We start from the raw sequence: 15945 nt of genomic DNA on the forward strand, positions 1-15945 counted from the left end.
CACAGGAGTGGTGAGCAAATGAACAGGGCGCGAAGTCAAGTGGGTGGCTATGTCATTGCCATGCTAGTAGCGTGTTCGGCCCCAGCGGTCGTCGCTGAGGAAACGGTCAGTTTCGATCCGCAGCATAATCCGCAAACCCAGCAACTGGCTGACGAGCTGGCCGAGCAGGGCGTGCCAAATGCGTGGCTGGAGCAAGCGCTGGCTCAGGCAAGCTATCGACAGGAAGTGTTGGATGCCATGGCAGGCGCGGCCGAGCGTCGGCTGCGCTGGTTCGAGTATCGCGATATTTTTCTAACCGAGCAGCGTATCGACGAAGGGGTTGCGTTCATGAAGGCCCATGCCGATGCGCTGGCGCGTGCCGAGTCGGAATACGGCGTGCCGCCGGAAGTGATTACCGCCATCATGGGTGTAGAGACCTACTACGGTCGCCACAAAGGGCGTCATAAAGTGTTGGACTCTCTCGCCACGCTGGCATTTCACCACCCGGTACGCGGCGATTTCTTTCGCGGCGAGCTAGCGGCCTTTTTGACCATCGCCTATCAGCAAGAGGTGGCACCCGAGTCGCTCTACGGCTCCTATGCAGGGGCCATGGGCTACCCTCAATTCATACCTACCAGCTATCAAGCGTACGCCGTCGATTTTGACGGTGACGCGAAGCGCGATTTGTGGAATAACCCAGTCGATGCGATTGGTAGCGTTGCCAATTACTTCGCCGAGCATGGTTGGCAACGAGGCGGCGCGATTTACCATGAAGCCGAAGGCCCTGAAGAGCTCCCTGAAGCGCTGAGCTTCAATCAGACGGTGCGCCCAAGCACGACGGCTGCCGAAGCCGCTGAGCAGGGTGTGGTGACGGAAACTTCCTTAACGCCCGATACGCCAGTGGTGCCACTGGTGCTGGAGTATGCCGATGGCCAGGAAAGCTACCGGCTGGGTGAGTACAATTTCTATGTGATTACCCGCTATAACCATAGCCACCTCTACGCCATGGCAGTCGCCGAACTGGCAGAGGCTATCAAGCAGCAAGCTGAGGCTGAGCATGACTAAACTGCGAATCAATATGCGCTACCTAAGCGGCTCGCTGCTGTTAGCTGCCTTGGTGAGCGGGTGTGCCAGCCAAGCGCCGCAGCGTACAGGCGGAGAGGTAGGTGCTTCAAGCTCCGCGCCTGCTGCTCCGGCGGCTGCCAGTGGCGAGCGCTATGCGATGACTGGCGATGCCTACCCGGTGGCGCCGCCGGATGTCAGCACCGTACCCGATGCCGAGCCGCGAATCGAAGCGCCTTCCCGGGCGGGCAATCGCCCCACCTACGAGGTGTGGGGCGAAACCTACCGTGTACTGCCGGACTCGCGGGGTTATGCTCGCCAGGGCACGGCCTCCTGGTACGGTGAAAAATTCCACGGCTACGCCACCTCCAACGGTGAGATCTACGACATGTACAAGATGACGGCGGCGCATCGCTCGCTGCCGTTGCCGACCTTTGCCCGTGTCACCAGCTTGGCCAATGGCCGTTCGGTGATCGTACGCGTCAATGACCGTGGCCCTTTTCACAGTGATCGCGAAATCGATCTTTCCTATGCCGCAGCGGCTCGACTAGGCATTCTGGACGATGGCACGGGGCCTGTTCGCGTCGAAGCCATCGATCCGGCGCAATGGCTGGCAGAGCGTGGTCGAGGCGGGGAGGCGGCCCGCTCGACGGCGGCGAGCTCACCTGCACCCGCCTCGTCTGCGCCGAGTGTGGTGAGTGCTCCCGCTGCGCCTTCGTCTTCTGCTTCGCCGGTATCCAGTCAGCCGAGCGGTGACGGCATCTTCCTGCAAATTGCCGCGTTAGGTACGGCAGAGGGTGCCCAGCAGTTGCAGCAACGCCTTTCTGGGGAGTTATCGCATGGTGTACATGTGAAGAGCGAGGCTGAAGTGCATCGGGTTCAGGTGGGCCCAGTGACTCCTGCCCAGGAAAACCAGGCGCGGGAAGATCTGCGCCGTGCGGGCTTTCCTCAAGTGTTTATAGTGCGATAATGCGTGCCAATTTAGTCATCCAGCAGCGCCACCGTGCTGCTATTCAATGTAAGTGAGACGTGTGTGATGAGTGTATTGATTTCGATTCGCCGGACCGCCAAGCTGTGCCTGTTTGCCGCGATGACCGTGGTGGCAATACCTGCCACGGCTCAGGTGATTCCCCAGCCGCAACCCCAGACCATCATTCCAGCGCCTCCACAGCTGGCGGCCAGCTCGTGGATTTTGATGGATGCCAATAGCGGCCGTATTCTCGCGGAGCATAATTCCGATGTCCGCCTACCACCGGCGAGCTTGACCAAGCTGATGACCGCCTACATGGTCGAGCGTGAGCTGGACCGAGGCACCATCAACCTGACCGACATGGTCAATATCAGCGAGAACGCTTGGCGCACCGGTGGCTCCAAGATGTTCATCGAGGTGGGCGACCGCGTCTCGGTGGATGACCTGCTACACGGTATCATCATCGTGTCCGGCAATGATGCCAGTGTGGCCATGGCCGAGCATCTGGCCGGGGGGGAAGCGCCCTTTGCCGACCTGATGAACCAGCATGCCACGCGGCTGGGCATGCACAATACCAATTTCCAGAACGCCACAGGGCTGCCGGGTGACCAGCACTACTCCACGGCGCGGGACATGGCCATTCTGTCCCAGTACATCATCAACGACTACCCTGACCACTACGCTATCTACTCACAGCGTAACTTCTCCTTTGGCGGCATCGATCAGCCCAATCGTAACCGCTTGCTGTGGCGCGATCCTTCAGTGGATGGCCTGAAAACCGGCTGGACTACCGAAGCGGGTTACGGCTTGGTATCGTCTGCGCTGCGTGATGATATGCGTCTGATCTCCGTGGTCATGGGCACCAGCTCCGAAGAAGCTCGCGCCCAGGAAACCCAGAAGCTGCTCAGCTATGGCTTCCGCTTCTATGAAACCATGAAGCTCTATGAGCGCGGTGCCGTATTAGCCACGCCGCGGGTGTGGGGTGGTGACACCAATGAGCTACGCGTGGGTGTCGATGGTGAAGTCTTCATGACGCTACCGCGCAACCGCAACGAAGAGCTGCGCGCGCGTCTAAATCTGGATGCTGATATTCAAGCACCTGTGGCAGTAGGTGACGACGTTGGTACGCTGGAAGTCTATCTAGGCGAAGAGATGGTGGGGGAGCGCCAGCTCGTCGCGCTGGAAAACATCGAAGAGGGTGGGCTGTTCAAGCGCCTGTTCGATCAAGTGCAGCGTTTCTTCAGCAACTTGATCAGTAATTTCACCAGCTAAACGGCCAGTGTTGGGCCCAGCTTCTCACATACGCCTTGTATTGTGAGAGGTTGGGCCTTATTTATTGGGATTAGCCCAACGATTCACTTAATGTAAAGGCGAGTTATGAAAAAAGGTGCCAAGCAAGGGCTGCGTGATTTACGCCAGCCCGTGGTGAAAGAGCCACCCAAAATTACCTTCCCGTGCGATTACCCGTTAAAGGTCGTGGGCGATGCGGCTGACGATTTTCCAGCCACCGTGTGTCAAGTCATCGTGCGTCACGCGCCTGACTTCGATGAGACCACGTTGGAAGTCGTGGATAGTCGCAATGGTCGTTTCCAGTCCGTTCGAGTCACCATCGTGGCCACAGGGGAGCAGCAGTTGAGCCAACTGTTCAACGAGCTGAAGGCCACTGGCCGCGTGCACATGGTGGTATGACCATGAGCGACGACGCCCCGATTGCTCTGCACCGCCTCGGCCATCGCCCCTATCTACCAGTATGGGAAGCCATGCGTGAGCTTACCGACACGCGCGATGAAAACACGGCGGATCAATTTTGGCTGGTCGAGCATGAGCCTGTATTTACCCAAGGGCAGGCGGGCAAGCCAGAACACCTGTTGATGCCGGGCGATATTCCCGTGGTCAATACCGACCGGGGCGGACAGGTTACCTATCACGGGCCGGGGCAGGTGGTACTCTATCCGCTGCTGGACGTGCGTCGGGGCAAGATCGGCGTGCGCGACTTGGTCACGGCGCTCGAAAATGCCGTGATCGACGTGCTAGACGCGTATGGAGTGCGCGGCTGGGCCAAGCCCGATGCGCCGGGGGTTTACGTAGAAACGGCCATGGGGGAGGCCAAAATCGCCTCGCTCGGCCTGCGTATTCGTCGTGGGGCCAGCTACCATGGCGTCGCGCTGAACGTCGACGGCGACCTGTCGCCGTTTGCGCGTATCAATCCTTGTGGCTACGCGGGTATGCAGGTCACTTGTCTTGCCGACTTGGTCGATCTCTCTCATGGACAAGACGGGACTAATGGTAAAGACGTTGGCGAACGGCTTGCGCAGGCGTTGGCCGCGCGACTGAAGCGTACCTTGGTGGTGCCTGAGTAACGAAGACTGCCTGCAGAGCGCTGTATGCAGGCAGTCCGCGGCGAGTTAGCCGACGTTGAAGGCGGGGATGCGGTTGCTGTCCGGCTCTTGACCTGGAATGGCCGCAGGAGCGGCAAGACCCAAGTTGTTCTTTTCGAACACGCGGTCTGCCCGGTAGCTAGAGCGTACCAGCGGGCCGGATGGCACTTCCATAAAGCCTTTCTCAAGGCCTAGTACGCGATAGCGCTCGAACTCTTCTGGGCTTACCCAGCGCTCCACGGCCAAGTGGTTTTTGGTTGGGCGCAGGTATTGGCCTAACGTCACGATATCGACACCAATCTCACGCAAATCGTCGAAGGTTTGCAGGATCTCTTCGTCCGTTTCTCCCAGCCCCAGCATCAAGCTGGTTTTGGTGATGATGTCGGGGCGATACTGCTTGGCGTGGGCCAATACGTCGAGCGTTTTGCGGTAGCCAGCGCGAGGGTCGCGCACTTTGCTGGTCAGCCGCTCAACGGTCTCAACGTTTTGCGCAAACACCTCAAGCCCTGAATCGACCACGCGCTCAATAGCGGCTTTATCGCCATCAAAATCAGGCGTTAACGCCTCAACAACCACCTCCGGCGTGCGCGCTTTAATGGCGCGAATACAGTTGGCGTAGTGGGTGGCGCCACCATCGTCTAGATCGTCACGGTCTACTGAGGTCAGCACGATATAGCGAAGACCCATTAGCTCGACGGATTTGGCGGTATTTTCCGGCTCTTCGTGATCCAGCCAACCTTTAGGGTTGCCAGTATCAACCGCACAGAAGCGGCAAGCGCGGGTACATACTGAGCCCATCAACATAATGGTGGCGGTACCATTGCTCCAGCATTCACCCATGTTAGGACAATGGGATTCAGCGCAAACGGTGCTGAGCCGGTGCGTCGCCACGTTTTTCTTAACGGCCTCAAAACGCTCGCCGCCGGGAATTTGCGCGCGCAGCCACTTTGGCTTGCGCTCAAGTGAAGGGGCATCTGCCTGCGCTTTGCGCTGCTTCATGCCATCTTTAATCACCGTCATGCCATGTTCGTTACGGAATTTTTCGCCGCTGGGCACGCGCTGGGAAGGGGTGTTGCTCATAGGAGAGAGCCTCTCTACTGTGCGGCTGGTAAGCAGAAAATCCGAGCGACGCATCACGAAAAATATACGTGCAAAATGTGGCCGCGATGCAACTGTTTACCATGCCCTGAGTAACGCTAACTGATACGTAGGTTGTAAATAATGTAACATATTTGGCAATCAACAAGACACCGTAGAACCGCTAGTGATCCTATTCCAGTGACAGGGCGGGTAAGCAGGAAACTCCATGGCTAGGAAGCGGGCTGCCAGTCGCTTGGAAGTGGCGCTGGAACTCGCTCAGATGCTCACGCACAAAACGCAGGAAGAGCTCTGCTACCGGAGTGGGAAAGTGGTCTCGGCGATACACCGTGCACCAAGCGCGGCGAATGGGGAAGTTGGGCAGTTCCAGGGTAGCTAGCAACCCCTGTTCGAGCTCGCGCTGTACGGCTAAGCGGGGCAACACGGCGACGCCCAGGTGAGCCATGACTCCTTGTTTGATAGCTTCGTTGGTGCCCAGCTCGATACGGTGGGCCAGCCCCACTTCCTGATCCACGGCGAGCTGCTCGAAGGCACTGCGCACCCCTGATCCTGGTTCGCGCATTAGTACGAAATGGCGTGCGAAATCCGTCAGCGTTGGATTGGGCATACTTAGCAGAGGATGTTCTGGCCACACTACCGCCACAAGCTCGTTTTCAAGAATTGGCATAACCACCAAGCCGTCGTCTTCTGGCACCATGGCCATGATCACCACGTCGTCTTGTTGTTCGGCCAGCCGCTCAAGTGCTTGGCTGCGGTTACACACCTTTAAACGCAACTGAACATCCGGGTATCGTGCGCGAAATTTAGCCAGCACATAGGGCACGACATACTGCGCGGAGGAGACGGCAGCGACGTTCAACTTGCCGCTGATCTTGCCGTTAATGTCTGAAAGGCTCATTTGCAGCCGCGACAGCTGACCAAAGATTTCCCGCGTAGAGAGGGCCAGTGTATCGGCCGTTGGCAGCACGTGGAGAGTTTTCCCCGCATACTTAAAGAGAGGCTGCCCCAACGCTTGCTCAAGCTGTCGAATCTGCGCGCTCACGGCTGGTTGTGTCAGGCCGAGCTGCTCGGCGGCCCGTGAATAGGAGCGTTGTTGATGCACTGCCTGAAACACTTGTAGCTGTCGAAACGTTAAGCGGTTGAGCAGCGTGGGGGATGACATAACCACCTCAGGGTAAACTTCCTCGGTAAAAAAGCGCACTGTATAAGGCCTGTTATATAGGGCTTGGCCTCAGCGTCGAAATGCTATCACTGATTTAGGGCTACCGCCTTGAAAGCTTGGCGGTATATAAACGGTGTACGTTTCGATCAATAAGGCAGTCGTTGGAAAAAAAGGGGGGGGAGTCATCGACGTTAGGCAAGGAGTGGCCTAAACTATATTGCATTGCAGCATCATTGCTTTGGGATTGGTGCCATGCATCAACCCAATGGGAGAATATATGAACTTTCTCGCTAATCCTTTGCTTACCACCAATGCGCTTGCTGCTCCTTGGTTTGGGTCATCGAATGATTCCGCGGCGTTACCGGGCGGTGAAGCTCTCGCTAGCATGATGGACCCTTTTGGGTTTGGTCGTGCCGCGGTTAGCTACTGGCGTGACAGTGTAGAGCGCAACATCCTTTATTGGGATGTCATGCGCGAGCGCGGCAACCAATATCTCGAACACATGGAGCAAACGAAGCCCAATGTGCTCGGCTTTGAAACCGAGGTGTTAGTGGATGGCCGTACGCTGCCTAATCCGACTAACTATGAGTTACTGCGGGTATTGCCGCCTAAGAATATCCAGATTGACCCACAAAAACGCCCCTTTGTCGTTATTGACCCGCGTGCAGGCCATGGCCCTGGTATCGGCGGTTTTAAGCCTGATAGCGAACTCGGTGTCGCGCTAAAAGCGGGCCATCCCTGCTATTTTATCGGCTTTTTACCTTTCCCTGAGCCAGGCCAAACGGTGGAAGATGTGGTGGAGTCGGAAGTGGCCTTTTTGCGCCACGTGATTGCGCTACACCCGGAAACCACTGAAAAACCGATGGTGGTTGGTAACTGCCAAGCGGGCTGGCAAATCATGATGGCCGCCGCCCTTGAGCCTGAAGTATTTGGGCCAATCTTAATCGCTGGTGCACCGCTCTCTTATTGGGCTGGCGAGCATGGCAAGGCGCCCATGCGTTATACCGGCGGTATGACAGGGGGAAGTTGGATTACTGCATTGACCAGTGATATCGGCAACGGCCTATTTGATGGGGCGTGGCTGGTTCAGAACTTTGAGCGCCTCAACCCGGCTAATACCTACTGGAAAAAGCAGTACCACCTGTATGCCAATATTGATACCGAGTCCAAACGCTATTTAGAGTTTGAACGCTGGTGGGGTGGTCATGTGGTGCTGGGCGGTAATGAGATCCAGTACATTGTCGATAACTTATTTGTCGGCAATCGCCTTTCTACGGCGCAACTGGTTACCCGCGATGGACGGCGTATTGATCTGCGTAATGTACGCTCGCCTGTGGTGGTGTTTTGCTCACGGGGGGGACGATATTACGCCACCGCCTCAGGCCCTGGGGTGGATTCGTGATCTGTACGCGGGCGAAGAGGATATCATTGCGAATGAGCAGACGATTATTTACTGCTTGCATGATACCACTGGGCACCTGGGAATCTTCGTATCTGGCAGTGTTTCCCGCAAAGAGCACTCCGAATTTACGGCCAACATGGACTACATCGATGTGATGCCGCCAGGGCTGTACGAAACGACGATTTCTCATGCCGACGAACACACAGACGCCGAGCTGATTGAGCGTGACTATCTGCTGGAATTTGCGCCGCGCAACTTCGAGGAGCTTGATCGTGACGTGATGCATCAGCCGGAGGATGATCGTCGCTTCGCCACCGTTGCCCGCATCTCTGAAATTAACCTGGGGTTTTATCGTCTCTACGTGCAGCCGTGGATACAGTCCATCATGACACCCGAGGCGGCGCGCTGGATACGGCGTATGCACCCCATTCGCCTGGGCTACAAGCTCATGTCAGACCGTAACCCGCTGACGGTGCCGCTACCGGTTATGGCCGACTACGTGCGCCGCTATCGTCAGCCGGTGGAGCAGGACAACATATTTAAAGCGCTAGAGCTCATGGCATCTGATCAAATTGTAGTGAGCCTGAATGCATGGCGTGACCTGCGCGATAGCTCAACCGAGCGCCTGTTTATGGATATTTATGGTCAACCGCTGCTCCAGGCCGCTGTTGGCTTGTACGGGGATGCCCATGTACATCGCCGCCGTCCTGGCGCAGAGCCTGAGCACCGCCGCTTTATTGAAAACCGCCAAAATGAGCTGCGTCATAAAATTGCTCAGGGTGGCCCTCATGAAGCCGTGATGCGTTCAGTGATCTATGTGCTAGGTGGCGCACCGGCCACCGATGAGCGTAACTTTAAGCGCCTACGCGCCTCTCGGGCGGAGCTTGAACCCAGCACCTCCTTGAGCGAATTTAAGCGCCTAGTGCGTGAGCAGTTCTTTATTTTGAAGCTTGATCGTGAGCAGGCGCTTAATACGTTGCCGGAGCTATTAAAAGGGCAGACCGGTGAGGAGATAGATAACTATATTAGCCACTTAGAGCATGTCTTTGCCGCTAGCGGTGAGTTAACTGAACATGCCGCTAAGCGGTTTGACCAAGTAAAAGCGTTGTTTGATAAAGCGCGTCCCGCTGCCTTGGTGGCGCCAGCCCCTGAAACAGCGCCCGCATCTGACTCCACTGCGGCTACAGCGGAAATAGCAGCCGAAGCGAGTAACACGGTAACGGCTGAAAAGGCCCAAGAATCATCGGTAGAGGCGCCAAAGAAAAAGCCAGCCATCCGGCCGGCTGGGCAGCGCAGAAGCTCGCCCCGTAAGCGTTAGATAAAGTTGCTAAGACGCCTTCGCCCCCGCTTTTTAGCGGGGGCTTTTGCATTGATAGGCGGCGATTTGGGTTGCCGAGTGCCGAGCGGCAGTCTAGTGTCTAGCTACCCTGATCCAAAAAAGCATCGTAAAACGCACCGCGCCGCTAATGCGTTGTTGTTAGTGTTCGCTTAGCTCCCTAAGAGGCGGTTGCTACTAGCGCTTAATCAAGGGCTGGGGTAGGGTAGGCGCATTTTTCTCATGGTCGCCAAGCACACATTGAGGCGGCAACGTATTCAAAGCATGGGCGATAGCGCCTGGGCAATAGAAAAGTGGAGCACTATGGGCAAGTCACTGGTCATCGTCGAATCGCCAGCGAAAGCGAAGACGATTAATAAATATCTCGGCAACGATTTCATCGTAAAGTCGAGCGTAGGTCATATCCGTGACCTGCCGACCAGCGGCTCAGGTAAGGCAGCCTCCGACCCAAAGGAGCGTGCACGCCAGGCCGCGGCAACGCGTAAGATGTCGGCGGAAGAGAAGGCGGAGTATAAAAAGCGCAAAGCTCACGACCAGCTCATTCGACGCATGGGGATTGACCCAGATAACGGCTGGGAAGCGCGCTATGAAGTGCTTCCGGGGAAAGAGAAAGTAGTTGCTGAGTTAAAGAAACTGGCTGAGAAGGCCGATGCTGTTTATCTCGCTACGGATTTGGATCGTGAAGGGGAGGCGATTGCTTGGCACCTTCGCGAAACCATCGGTGGCGACGATAGCCGCTACAAGCGCGTGGTGTTCAACGAAATTACTAAAAACGCCATTCAGGATGCGTTTAAAGCCCCCGGTGTCTTGAACATCCCCCGGGTTGAAGCCCAGCAGGCACGCCGCTTCTTGGACCGCGTAGTGGGCTTTATGCTCTCGCCGCTATTGTGGGCCAAGATTGCCCGCGGGCTTTCCGCCGGGCGCGTACAATCTGTCGCGGTGCGTCTGATTGTGGAACGTGAGCGGGAGATTCGCGCTTTTATTCCCGAAGAGTTTTGGGACGTTCATGCGGATCTCCTCTCTCCGGATGGAGAATTGGTGCGTTTTGCCCTTGTTCGCCAGGATGGCAAGCCGTTCCGTCCCACCTCTGAAAAGGATACCCTGGCGCGTATTGAGCAGCTGCGCAAAGCCAAGCTCTCGATTACCTCGCGGGAAGATAAACCCACCAGCTCTAAACCGACCGCGCCGTTTATCACCTCTACGCTTCAGCAGGCAGCCAGCAGCCGATTAGGGTTTTCGGTGAAGAAGACCATGACCATGGCCCAGCGGCTTTATGAAGCGGGCTACATCACCTATATGCGTACCGATTCCACCAACCTATCTAAAGACGCGGTGGAGAGTGTCCGTTCGTTTATTGGTGATGAGTATGGTGCGCGCTATTTGCCTGAGTCGCCTAATCGATACAGCAGCAAAGAGAGTGCTCAAGAAGCGCACGAAGCCATCCGGCCCTCTAGCGTCGAGCGCAAAGCGACTGACTTGGCAGGTATGGAGCGTGACGCCGAACGCCTCTACGAGCTTATTTGGCGGCAATTTGTGGCGTGTCAGATGACCCCAGCCGAATACCTCTCCAGCACGCTCAGTGTGGAAGTAGATGGCTACGACCTGCGTGCCAAAGGCCGCGTGCTGAAATTTGATGGTTACACCCGGGTAATGAAGCCTACGGGCAAAAACGAAGATCAAAGCCTGCCTGACCTGCCGACGGGCACGGCAATGCAGCTAGAAAAACTCGACCCTCAGCAGCATTTTACCAAGCCGCCCGCGCGCTACACCGAAGCCAGCTTGGTCAAAGAACTAGAGAAGCAGGGCATTGGCCGCCCCTCCACCTACGCATCGATTATTTCGACTATCCAAGATCGTGGCTACGTGAAGCTGGAGAACCGCCGTTTTTATGCCGAAAAATTGGGCGATATCGTCACCGAGCGGTTGAAAGAGTCCTTCCCTGACTTAATGGACTACTCCTTCACCGCCCGCATGGAGGACAGCCTTGATGAAGTGGCTGAAGGCGAGCGCAATTGGCGGGAGCTGCTTGATGCCTTCTACGATGAGTTCCGCATGGAGCTGATGAAGGCTGAAAGCGAGGAGGGCATGCGTCCGAACCAGCCGGTGCCGACTGATATCGACTGCCCCAGCTGTGGCCGAGAAATGCAGATTCGAACCGCCTCTACCGGTGTGTTTTTGGGCTGCAGCGGCTACAACTTGCCGCCTAAAGAACGCTGCAAAACCACCATTGACCTGATTCCTGGTGAAGAGGCCGTGGCGGAAGACGCGGGCGAAGAAGCGGAAACCAATGCCCTACGTGCCAAGCGTCGCTGCCCGAAATGCGGCACGGCGATGGATAACTACCTGATTGACGAAACTCGTAAGCTTCATATTTGTGGCAACAGCCCAGACTGTGACGGTTACGAAGTAGAGAGCGGCAAGTTCAAGATTAAAGGCTACGATGGCCCGGTCATTGAGTGCGATAAGTGCGGCTCCGAGATGCAGCTAAAATCTGGCCGATTTGGCAAATACTTTGGCTGCACCAACAGCGAGTGTAAAAACACCCGCAAGCTGCTGCGCAGTGGTGACGTCGCGCCGCCGAAGATGGACCCGATTCCCATGCCCGAACTTGCCTGCCAAAAGGTGGAAGATCATTACGTGTTACGGGATGGCGCTAGTGGCTTGTTCCTGGCGGCTAGCAAGTTCCCTAAAAACCGTGAAACCCGTCCGCCTCTGGTCAAAGAGCTGAAAGCCCATGCCGATGAGCTGCCAGAGAAGTATCACTTTATTCTTGATGCGCCAAGCGAAGACCCCGATGGCCGCCCCGCGCAGATCCGCTTCTCGCGTAAAAACAAAGAGCAGTACGTGATGACAGACGAAGAGGGCAAAGCGACCGGCTGGAAGGCGACCTTTGAAGGCGGCAAATGGCATGTGGAGGATAAGCGCAAGTGAGCCCGCGTTCGCGTACCAATCAACTGCTGTATCAGGCCGAGCTGCTGGTCGGCCTGCCGGTTGGCGATGATGAGCACAGCCCTGCCCGACGGATGGCCATCGAAGAGAGCGCGCTGGCGCTGTTCGAGCTAGCACTGGGCTCGCTGCTCAAAGAGGTAACCGAGCACGCACGGTTGACGAGCCATGACTGGCGCGCGCTGCTCGCCAGTGACGGCCCCGATGTGGCAGAGCTGCAGCGTCTACGCGATGCCATGCAGCAGCCGGAAAGCTGGCTTTACTGGCTGGTGGGGCAGCTAGAGAAGCTGCACAGTGATGATGGTGCTGCGCGTCGCGCTGTGCAAAATCCTTCTATGATTGCGGTAGGTAGCCAGTTGACGTTAGCCGAGCAACTGTTAGAGAATCTCCAAGCGGCTAAGCGTGATATTGCCTCGCTACGGGAGACAAGCCAAGAGTGGTAGTCCAGCGGCAGTGCGGTGGTGATAGAGGGAGAGGTTGCCAATAGCGTCTGGTTGCTTACTCTGATAGGTTGAAATGTGCCTATTCGTCACCACGTTGTATGGAAACAGCGATACAGGAGGCACGGATGCGCTATAACCAAGTCAAAGATCTCATTGAGTGGGCAGCGGGTTATCATGGCCGCATGGCGCGCCAATACAGCGCTGGCGCAGAACAAGCCGAGCATGAGCGCCTAGCCATGGTGCTCACCTACCTAGCCGATAGCGAGCTAAAGATGAAAACAGGGCTTGAGGCGCTGTTGCACGATGGCTCGGATCATCGTGAAGTGTTAGAAATATGGTTTGACGATTCAAGCGACTTCCCCCAGCCCCCTGAGCTTGATGCTCTGGCAAAGCAGAGCGTGGCAGGTTCGATTGATGAGCTAACCAAAACAGCGGTAGAGTCCCATCGTAAGTTGCAAAGCCTTTATGAACATCGCGCTTCTCGGGCCAAAATTGAGCCCGAGGAGACGTTTTTTAGCGCATTGGCAGAAGGTCATAATGCAGAAGCTCGCAAACTAGTCGCGAGCATGCAGGAGTTTGACGATATTTAGTGAACGTTGAATTAAAGTTTTTTTCAGTGCTGCTCGTTATTCTGAACGCTAATTTGATGGTCGAAACGCTGACAATAGCTGTGTGAATAAGGTATAACAGCCGCCACTAATGTGTCCTCGGCCTAGCCACACTGGCCTGTATTTGAGAGCAAAATAATGTCTGTGAACCGTCGCCGATTTTTGGCGTTGGCACTGGGCTGGCCAGCAGTGGCTAGCGCAACTGCTACAAGCGCTGTGAATGATTATGAGCCAACCGATTTGGTTGAGACGCTGCTTTCTCGCGCTGCTGTGCCACGCCACAGTAGTGAGTTGTGGGTGCTAATTGACGATAAAGAGGCAACGCTGACCATTTTTCGCGGGAATGCGCTGGTAGAGCGTTTTGCGCCTATTTCATTGGGGCGCGGTGGCGCAAAAACCCAGCGAATTCGCGGCGATAACGTTACACCGCTGGGCGAATTCAGAGTTAATCGATTTAATTTCGAAAGCCAGTGGCATATCTTTATTGGTATCGATTATCCTACGCCACCTCACGCACGTATGGCGCTTGAAAAAGGTATCTACTCCCAAGCGGATTACGAAGCCTATTTTGACCACTACCGGCGTTATGGCTCTCCCCCGCAGAATACTGCGTTGGGTGGCGCTATTGGGATTCACGGAGTTGGCGGCGGTGATCCAGAGATCCATGGTAGCTTCCACTGGACCCAAGGGTGTGTGGCAGTCACCAATGAACAGATCGTACGTGTGGCCGAATTAGTAGATGTTGGCACACGCGTGGTGATCCGCTAGGCTTGTGTTGTTGAAGGAAGTTCTAGGTTTTAAATATGTGGCTATAGACAACCGCTGTGGTCTATTATAAAACAGCGTTTGACTTGCGTGCCTTGGTACGTAACCCTGGTACAAGTCGCTGTAAAGAACCTGCACCGCAGGTAGACAAATTTAAGCTAACGCTTTAGCTTTATTTTTTGTCATACCCTTAACGTAGTACCCAAGGAAGACTCAAGGAGAACATTATGACTCTGAAGACTGCTCTGAAGATGACTGCCGCTGCCGCTTCTCTGGCAATCCTGGCTGGCTGTGCTTCTACCAGCGCTCTGGAAGAAGTTCGCATGACTGCTGAATCTGCACAGGCTGATGCCGCAGAAGCACGCAGCATGGCTTCACAAGCTCTGAACACTGCAAACCAAGCTCAGCGCGACGCGCAAGCTGCTCTGCAGATGTCTGAGCAGAACCGTGAAGAAATGAACCGCATGTTCCAGCGTTCCATGCAGAAGTAATTCTGCTTGGGCCACCGAGCATGATGCATGTTCGGTGGTCGCTGTAGATGTGAAAAACCCCGCCTCGGCGGGGTTTTTTGTTGGCTAGCGCTTTGCGCGTTAAGCGTCGCCTTCAACTCGAACGGTCGTGGAAAGCTCGACACCTTCCAAAATTCCCTCTAGCTGCTGAGTGGGCTGCGGCTCGGGTTCCTGCTCAGGGGCGGGTTCCTGCTCAGGGGCGGGTGCTTGCGGGCCATATAGCGCCACAAAGCGGCCGTCTGGTGCTTCCACCGCGCGTTTGACTTGCTCGTAATCCACTTCTGCTTGATCTTCTGCCAGTTCGCTGACCCGCTCAATGGCATTAAGAAGCGGCTCAAAGTTGCCTACGTTCTCTTCCAGCTGAGGGTAGGATTGCACAAACAGTGTGCCGTCTGCCGCCCAGCCTGCTTTAAAAGGCGCATCCATCAGGTTTACCTTAGTGCCGCTTGGTAGGCGTTCATACAGCGACTCGATATCTTCCGGGTACATGCGAATACAGCCACGGCTGACACGCATACCCACGCCATCAGGGCGATTGGTCCCATGGATCAAGTAGCTCGGCATAGCCAGCAAGATGGCATGACGGCCAAGCGGGTTGTCAGGCCCTGGTGGAACGATAGCGGGTGCAGGCTCGCCTCTTGCAGCCGCTTCACGACGCATCGAGGCGGGCGGTGCCCAGGCAGGGTCTTTGACTTTGACCGTGGTCCGCGTGATGCCTACCGGAGTCGCAAACTCCTCGCGGCCAACGCTGACAGGGTAGGTTTCCACAATGCCGGGGTTGTCGGCAGGGTAGTAGTAAAGGCGCAGCTCGGAGAGATTGACCACCACGCCCTCGCGTGGCGCAGGCGGCAGAATGTACCGCGCAGGGATCACTACCTCGGTGCCTTTACCCGGTACCCATAAGCTAACGTCTGGGTTCGCCATGCGAATCTCTTCGTAGCCAATATTATGGCGACGAGCGATGTCGATAAGCGTCTCTTCGGGGTCCTCCACCGTAACGGTGTAGTACTCACCAATAATATCGCCGTGCTCGGGTAGTCGGAAGTGGCCGCGCGGTAGTTCCTGCGCCTCAGCAACTTGCTCTGCACTAGCAGTGGCGTCGTCAGTAATCGCCGCAGTGCTTTCGGCCTGCTCGGCCGACGGCTGTGCATAAACGGGGCCCACAAGGCTCGCTGCCAGCAGAACTGCCAGGCTGGTAGGTCCCCAACGGGTAATGTTCTTACGAATGTTCATGGTCGATCCTAATCAATGTATGCACTGCTGGTACGCATGGTAATGGGCAGCGAT

Annotated in this window: 13 protein-coding genes and 1 pseudogene; 11 read left to right on the forward strand and 3 right to left on the reverse strand. The window is 56.2% G+C overall.

Going from position 1 to position 15945, the window contains the following annotated elements; all coding sequences use genetic code 11:
- The first annotated feature begins 18 nt into the window (after positions 1 to 18).
- The 5 genes from mltB to lipB all read left to right on the forward strand — a co-directional run bounded on the left by mltB (position 19) and on the right by lipB (position 4371).
- Positions 19 to 1044, forward strand: coding sequence for a lytic murein transglycosylase B (mltB, locus tag A3220_RS09840; protein WP_062359393.1), 1026 nt, complete (start codon positions 19 to 21; stop codon positions 1042 to 1044).
- The gene (locus tag A3220_RS09845) at positions 1037 to 2011 is read left to right on the forward strand and encodes a septal ring lytic transglycosylase RlpA family protein (protein WP_062374650.1); all 975 of its coding nucleotides are present in this window, start codon (positions 1037 to 1039) and stop codon (positions 2009 to 2011) included. The genes mltB and A3220_RS09845 overlap by 8 nt, the downstream gene beginning before the upstream one ends.
- Positions 2012 to 2077: 66 nt before the next feature.
- The gene (locus A3220_RS09850) at positions 2078 to 3283 is read left to right on the forward strand and encodes a D-alanyl-D-alanine carboxypeptidase family protein (RefSeq protein ID WP_062374652.1); all 1206 of its coding nucleotides are present in this window, start codon (positions 2078 to 2080) and stop codon (positions 3281 to 3283) included.
- A gap of 105 nt (positions 3284 to 3388) precedes the next feature.
- Positions 3389 to 3700 (forward strand): DUF493 domain-containing protein, encoded by a 312-nt coding sequence (locus tag A3220_RS09855; RefSeq protein ID WP_058577795.1) that lies wholly within the window; start codon positions 3389 to 3391, stop codon positions 3698 to 3700.
- Between the two features lie 2 nt (positions 3701 to 3702).
- Entirely contained in the window at positions 3703 to 4371 is a 669-nt protein-coding gene (lipB, locus tag A3220_RS09860) for a lipoyl(octanoyl) transferase LipB (RefSeq protein WP_062374653.1), read from the forward strand.
- 45 nt (positions 4372 to 4416) lie between these two features.
- On the opposite strand, the gene lipA is transcribed toward lipB, so the two are convergent.
- Both lipA and A3220_RS09870 read right to left on the reverse strand, forming a co-directional pair.
- Entirely contained in the window at positions 4417 to 5469 is a 1053-nt protein-coding gene (gene lipA / locus A3220_RS09865; protein ID WP_044628077.1) for a lipoyl synthase, read from the reverse strand.
- Between the two features lie 190 nt (positions 5470 to 5659).
- The gene (locus tag A3220_RS09870; RefSeq protein WP_062359427.1) at positions 5660 to 6649 is read right to left on the reverse strand and encodes a LysR family transcriptional regulator; all 990 of its coding nucleotides are present in this window, start codon (positions 6647 to 6649) and stop codon (positions 5660 to 5662) included.
- A 277-nt stretch (positions 6650 to 6926) separates the two neighbouring features.
- Between A3220_RS09870 and A3220_RS09875 the strand changes: the two are divergent.
- From A3220_RS09875 to A3220_RS09900, 6 genes and pseudogenes are all read left to right on the forward strand, one after another.
- A pseudogene (locus A3220_RS09875) lies at positions 6927 to 9369 on the forward strand (DUF3141 domain-containing protein).
- A 321-nt stretch (positions 9370 to 9690) separates the two neighbouring features.
- Positions 9691 to 12318 (forward strand): type I DNA topoisomerase, encoded by a 2628-nt coding sequence (gene topA / locus A3220_RS09880; protein ID WP_062359390.1) that lies wholly within the window; start codon positions 9691 to 9693, stop codon positions 12316 to 12318.
- Positions 12315 to 12776, forward strand: coding sequence for a DUF6586 family protein (locus A3220_RS09885; protein ID WP_054640988.1), 462 nt, complete (start codon positions 12315 to 12317; stop codon positions 12774 to 12776). Before topA ends, A3220_RS09885 begins: the two co-directional genes overlap by 4 nt.
- A gap of 125 nt (positions 12777 to 12901) precedes the next feature.
- Positions 12902 to 13366 (forward strand): hypothetical protein, encoded by a 465-nt coding sequence (locus tag A3220_RS09890; protein ID WP_058577790.1) that lies wholly within the window; start codon positions 12902 to 12904, stop codon positions 13364 to 13366.
- A gap of 156 nt (positions 13367 to 13522) precedes the next feature.
- On the forward strand, positions 13523 to 14152 hold the full coding sequence (locus tag A3220_RS09895; RefSeq protein WP_044628072.1) for a L,D-transpeptidase: 630 nt from the start codon (positions 13523 to 13525) through the stop codon (positions 14150 to 14152).
- Between the two features lie 224 nt (positions 14153 to 14376).
- Complete coding sequence (locus tag A3220_RS09900) at positions 14377 to 14640, forward strand: Lpp/OprI family alanine-zipper lipoprotein (protein ID WP_016914087.1); 264 nt, start codon at positions 14377 to 14379, stop codon at positions 14638 to 14640.
- A gap of 99 nt (positions 14641 to 14739) precedes the next feature.
- Here the strand turns inward: A3220_RS09900 and A3220_RS09905 are convergent, their stop codons facing one another.
- Positions 14740 to 15891 carry a L,D-transpeptidase family protein gene (locus tag A3220_RS09905; protein WP_062374655.1) on the reverse strand — a complete coding sequence of 384 codons (1152 nt, stop codon included), beginning with the start codon at positions 15889 to 15891 and terminating at the stop codon, positions 14740 to 14742.
- Between the last annotated feature and the right edge of the window lie 54 nt (positions 15892 to 15945).

The organism is Halomonas sp. KX33721 (assembly GCF_001596805.1).
Lineage (GTDB): Bacteria > Pseudomonadota > Gammaproteobacteria > Pseudomonadales > Halomonadaceae > Vreelandella > Vreelandella aquamarina.

Bases quoted from the DNA above. Each gene is read 5' to 3' on its own strand.
- mltB (WP_062359393.1), top strand. From the start codon at position 19: ATGAACAGGGCGCGAAGTCAAGTGGGTGGCTATGTCATTGCCATGCTA.
- A3220_RS09845 (WP_062374650.1), top strand. From the start codon at position 1,037: ATGACTAAACTGCGAATCAATATGCGCTACCTAAGCGGCTCGCTGCTG.
- A3220_RS09850 (WP_062374652.1), top strand. From the start codon at position 2,078: ATGAGTGTATTGATTTCGATTCGCCGGACCGCCAAGCTGTGCCTGTTT.
- A3220_RS09855 (WP_058577795.1), top strand. From the start codon at position 3,389: ATGAAAAAAGGTGCCAAGCAAGGGCTGCGTGATTTACGCCAGCCCGTG.
- lipB (WP_062374653.1), top strand. From the start codon at position 3,703: ATGAGCGACGACGCCCCGATTGCTCTGCACCGCCTCGGCCATCGCCCC.
- lipA (WP_044628077.1), bottom strand. From the start codon at position 5,469: ATGAGCAACACCCCTTCCCAGCGCGTGCCCAGCGGCGAAAAATTCCGT.
- A3220_RS09870 (WP_062359427.1), bottom strand. From the start codon at position 6,649: ATGTCATCCCCCACGCTGCTCAACCGCTTAACGTTTCGACAGCTACAA.
- topA (WP_062359390.1), top strand. From the start codon at position 9,691: ATGGGCAAGTCACTGGTCATCGTCGAATCGCCAGCGAAAGCGAAGACG.
- A3220_RS09890 (WP_058577790.1), top strand. From the start codon at position 12,902: ATGCGCTATAACCAAGTCAAAGATCTCATTGAGTGGGCAGCGGGTTAT.
- A3220_RS09895 (WP_044628072.1), top strand. From the start codon at position 13,523: ATGTCTGTGAACCGTCGCCGATTTTTGGCGTTGGCACTGGGCTGGCCA.
- A3220_RS09900 (WP_016914087.1), top strand. From the start codon at position 14,377: ATGACTCTGAAGACTGCTCTGAAGATGACTGCCGCTGCCGCTTCTCTG.
- A3220_RS09905 (WP_062374655.1), bottom strand. From the start codon at position 15,891: ATGAACATTCGTAAGAACATTACCCGTTGGGGACCTACCAGCCTGGCA.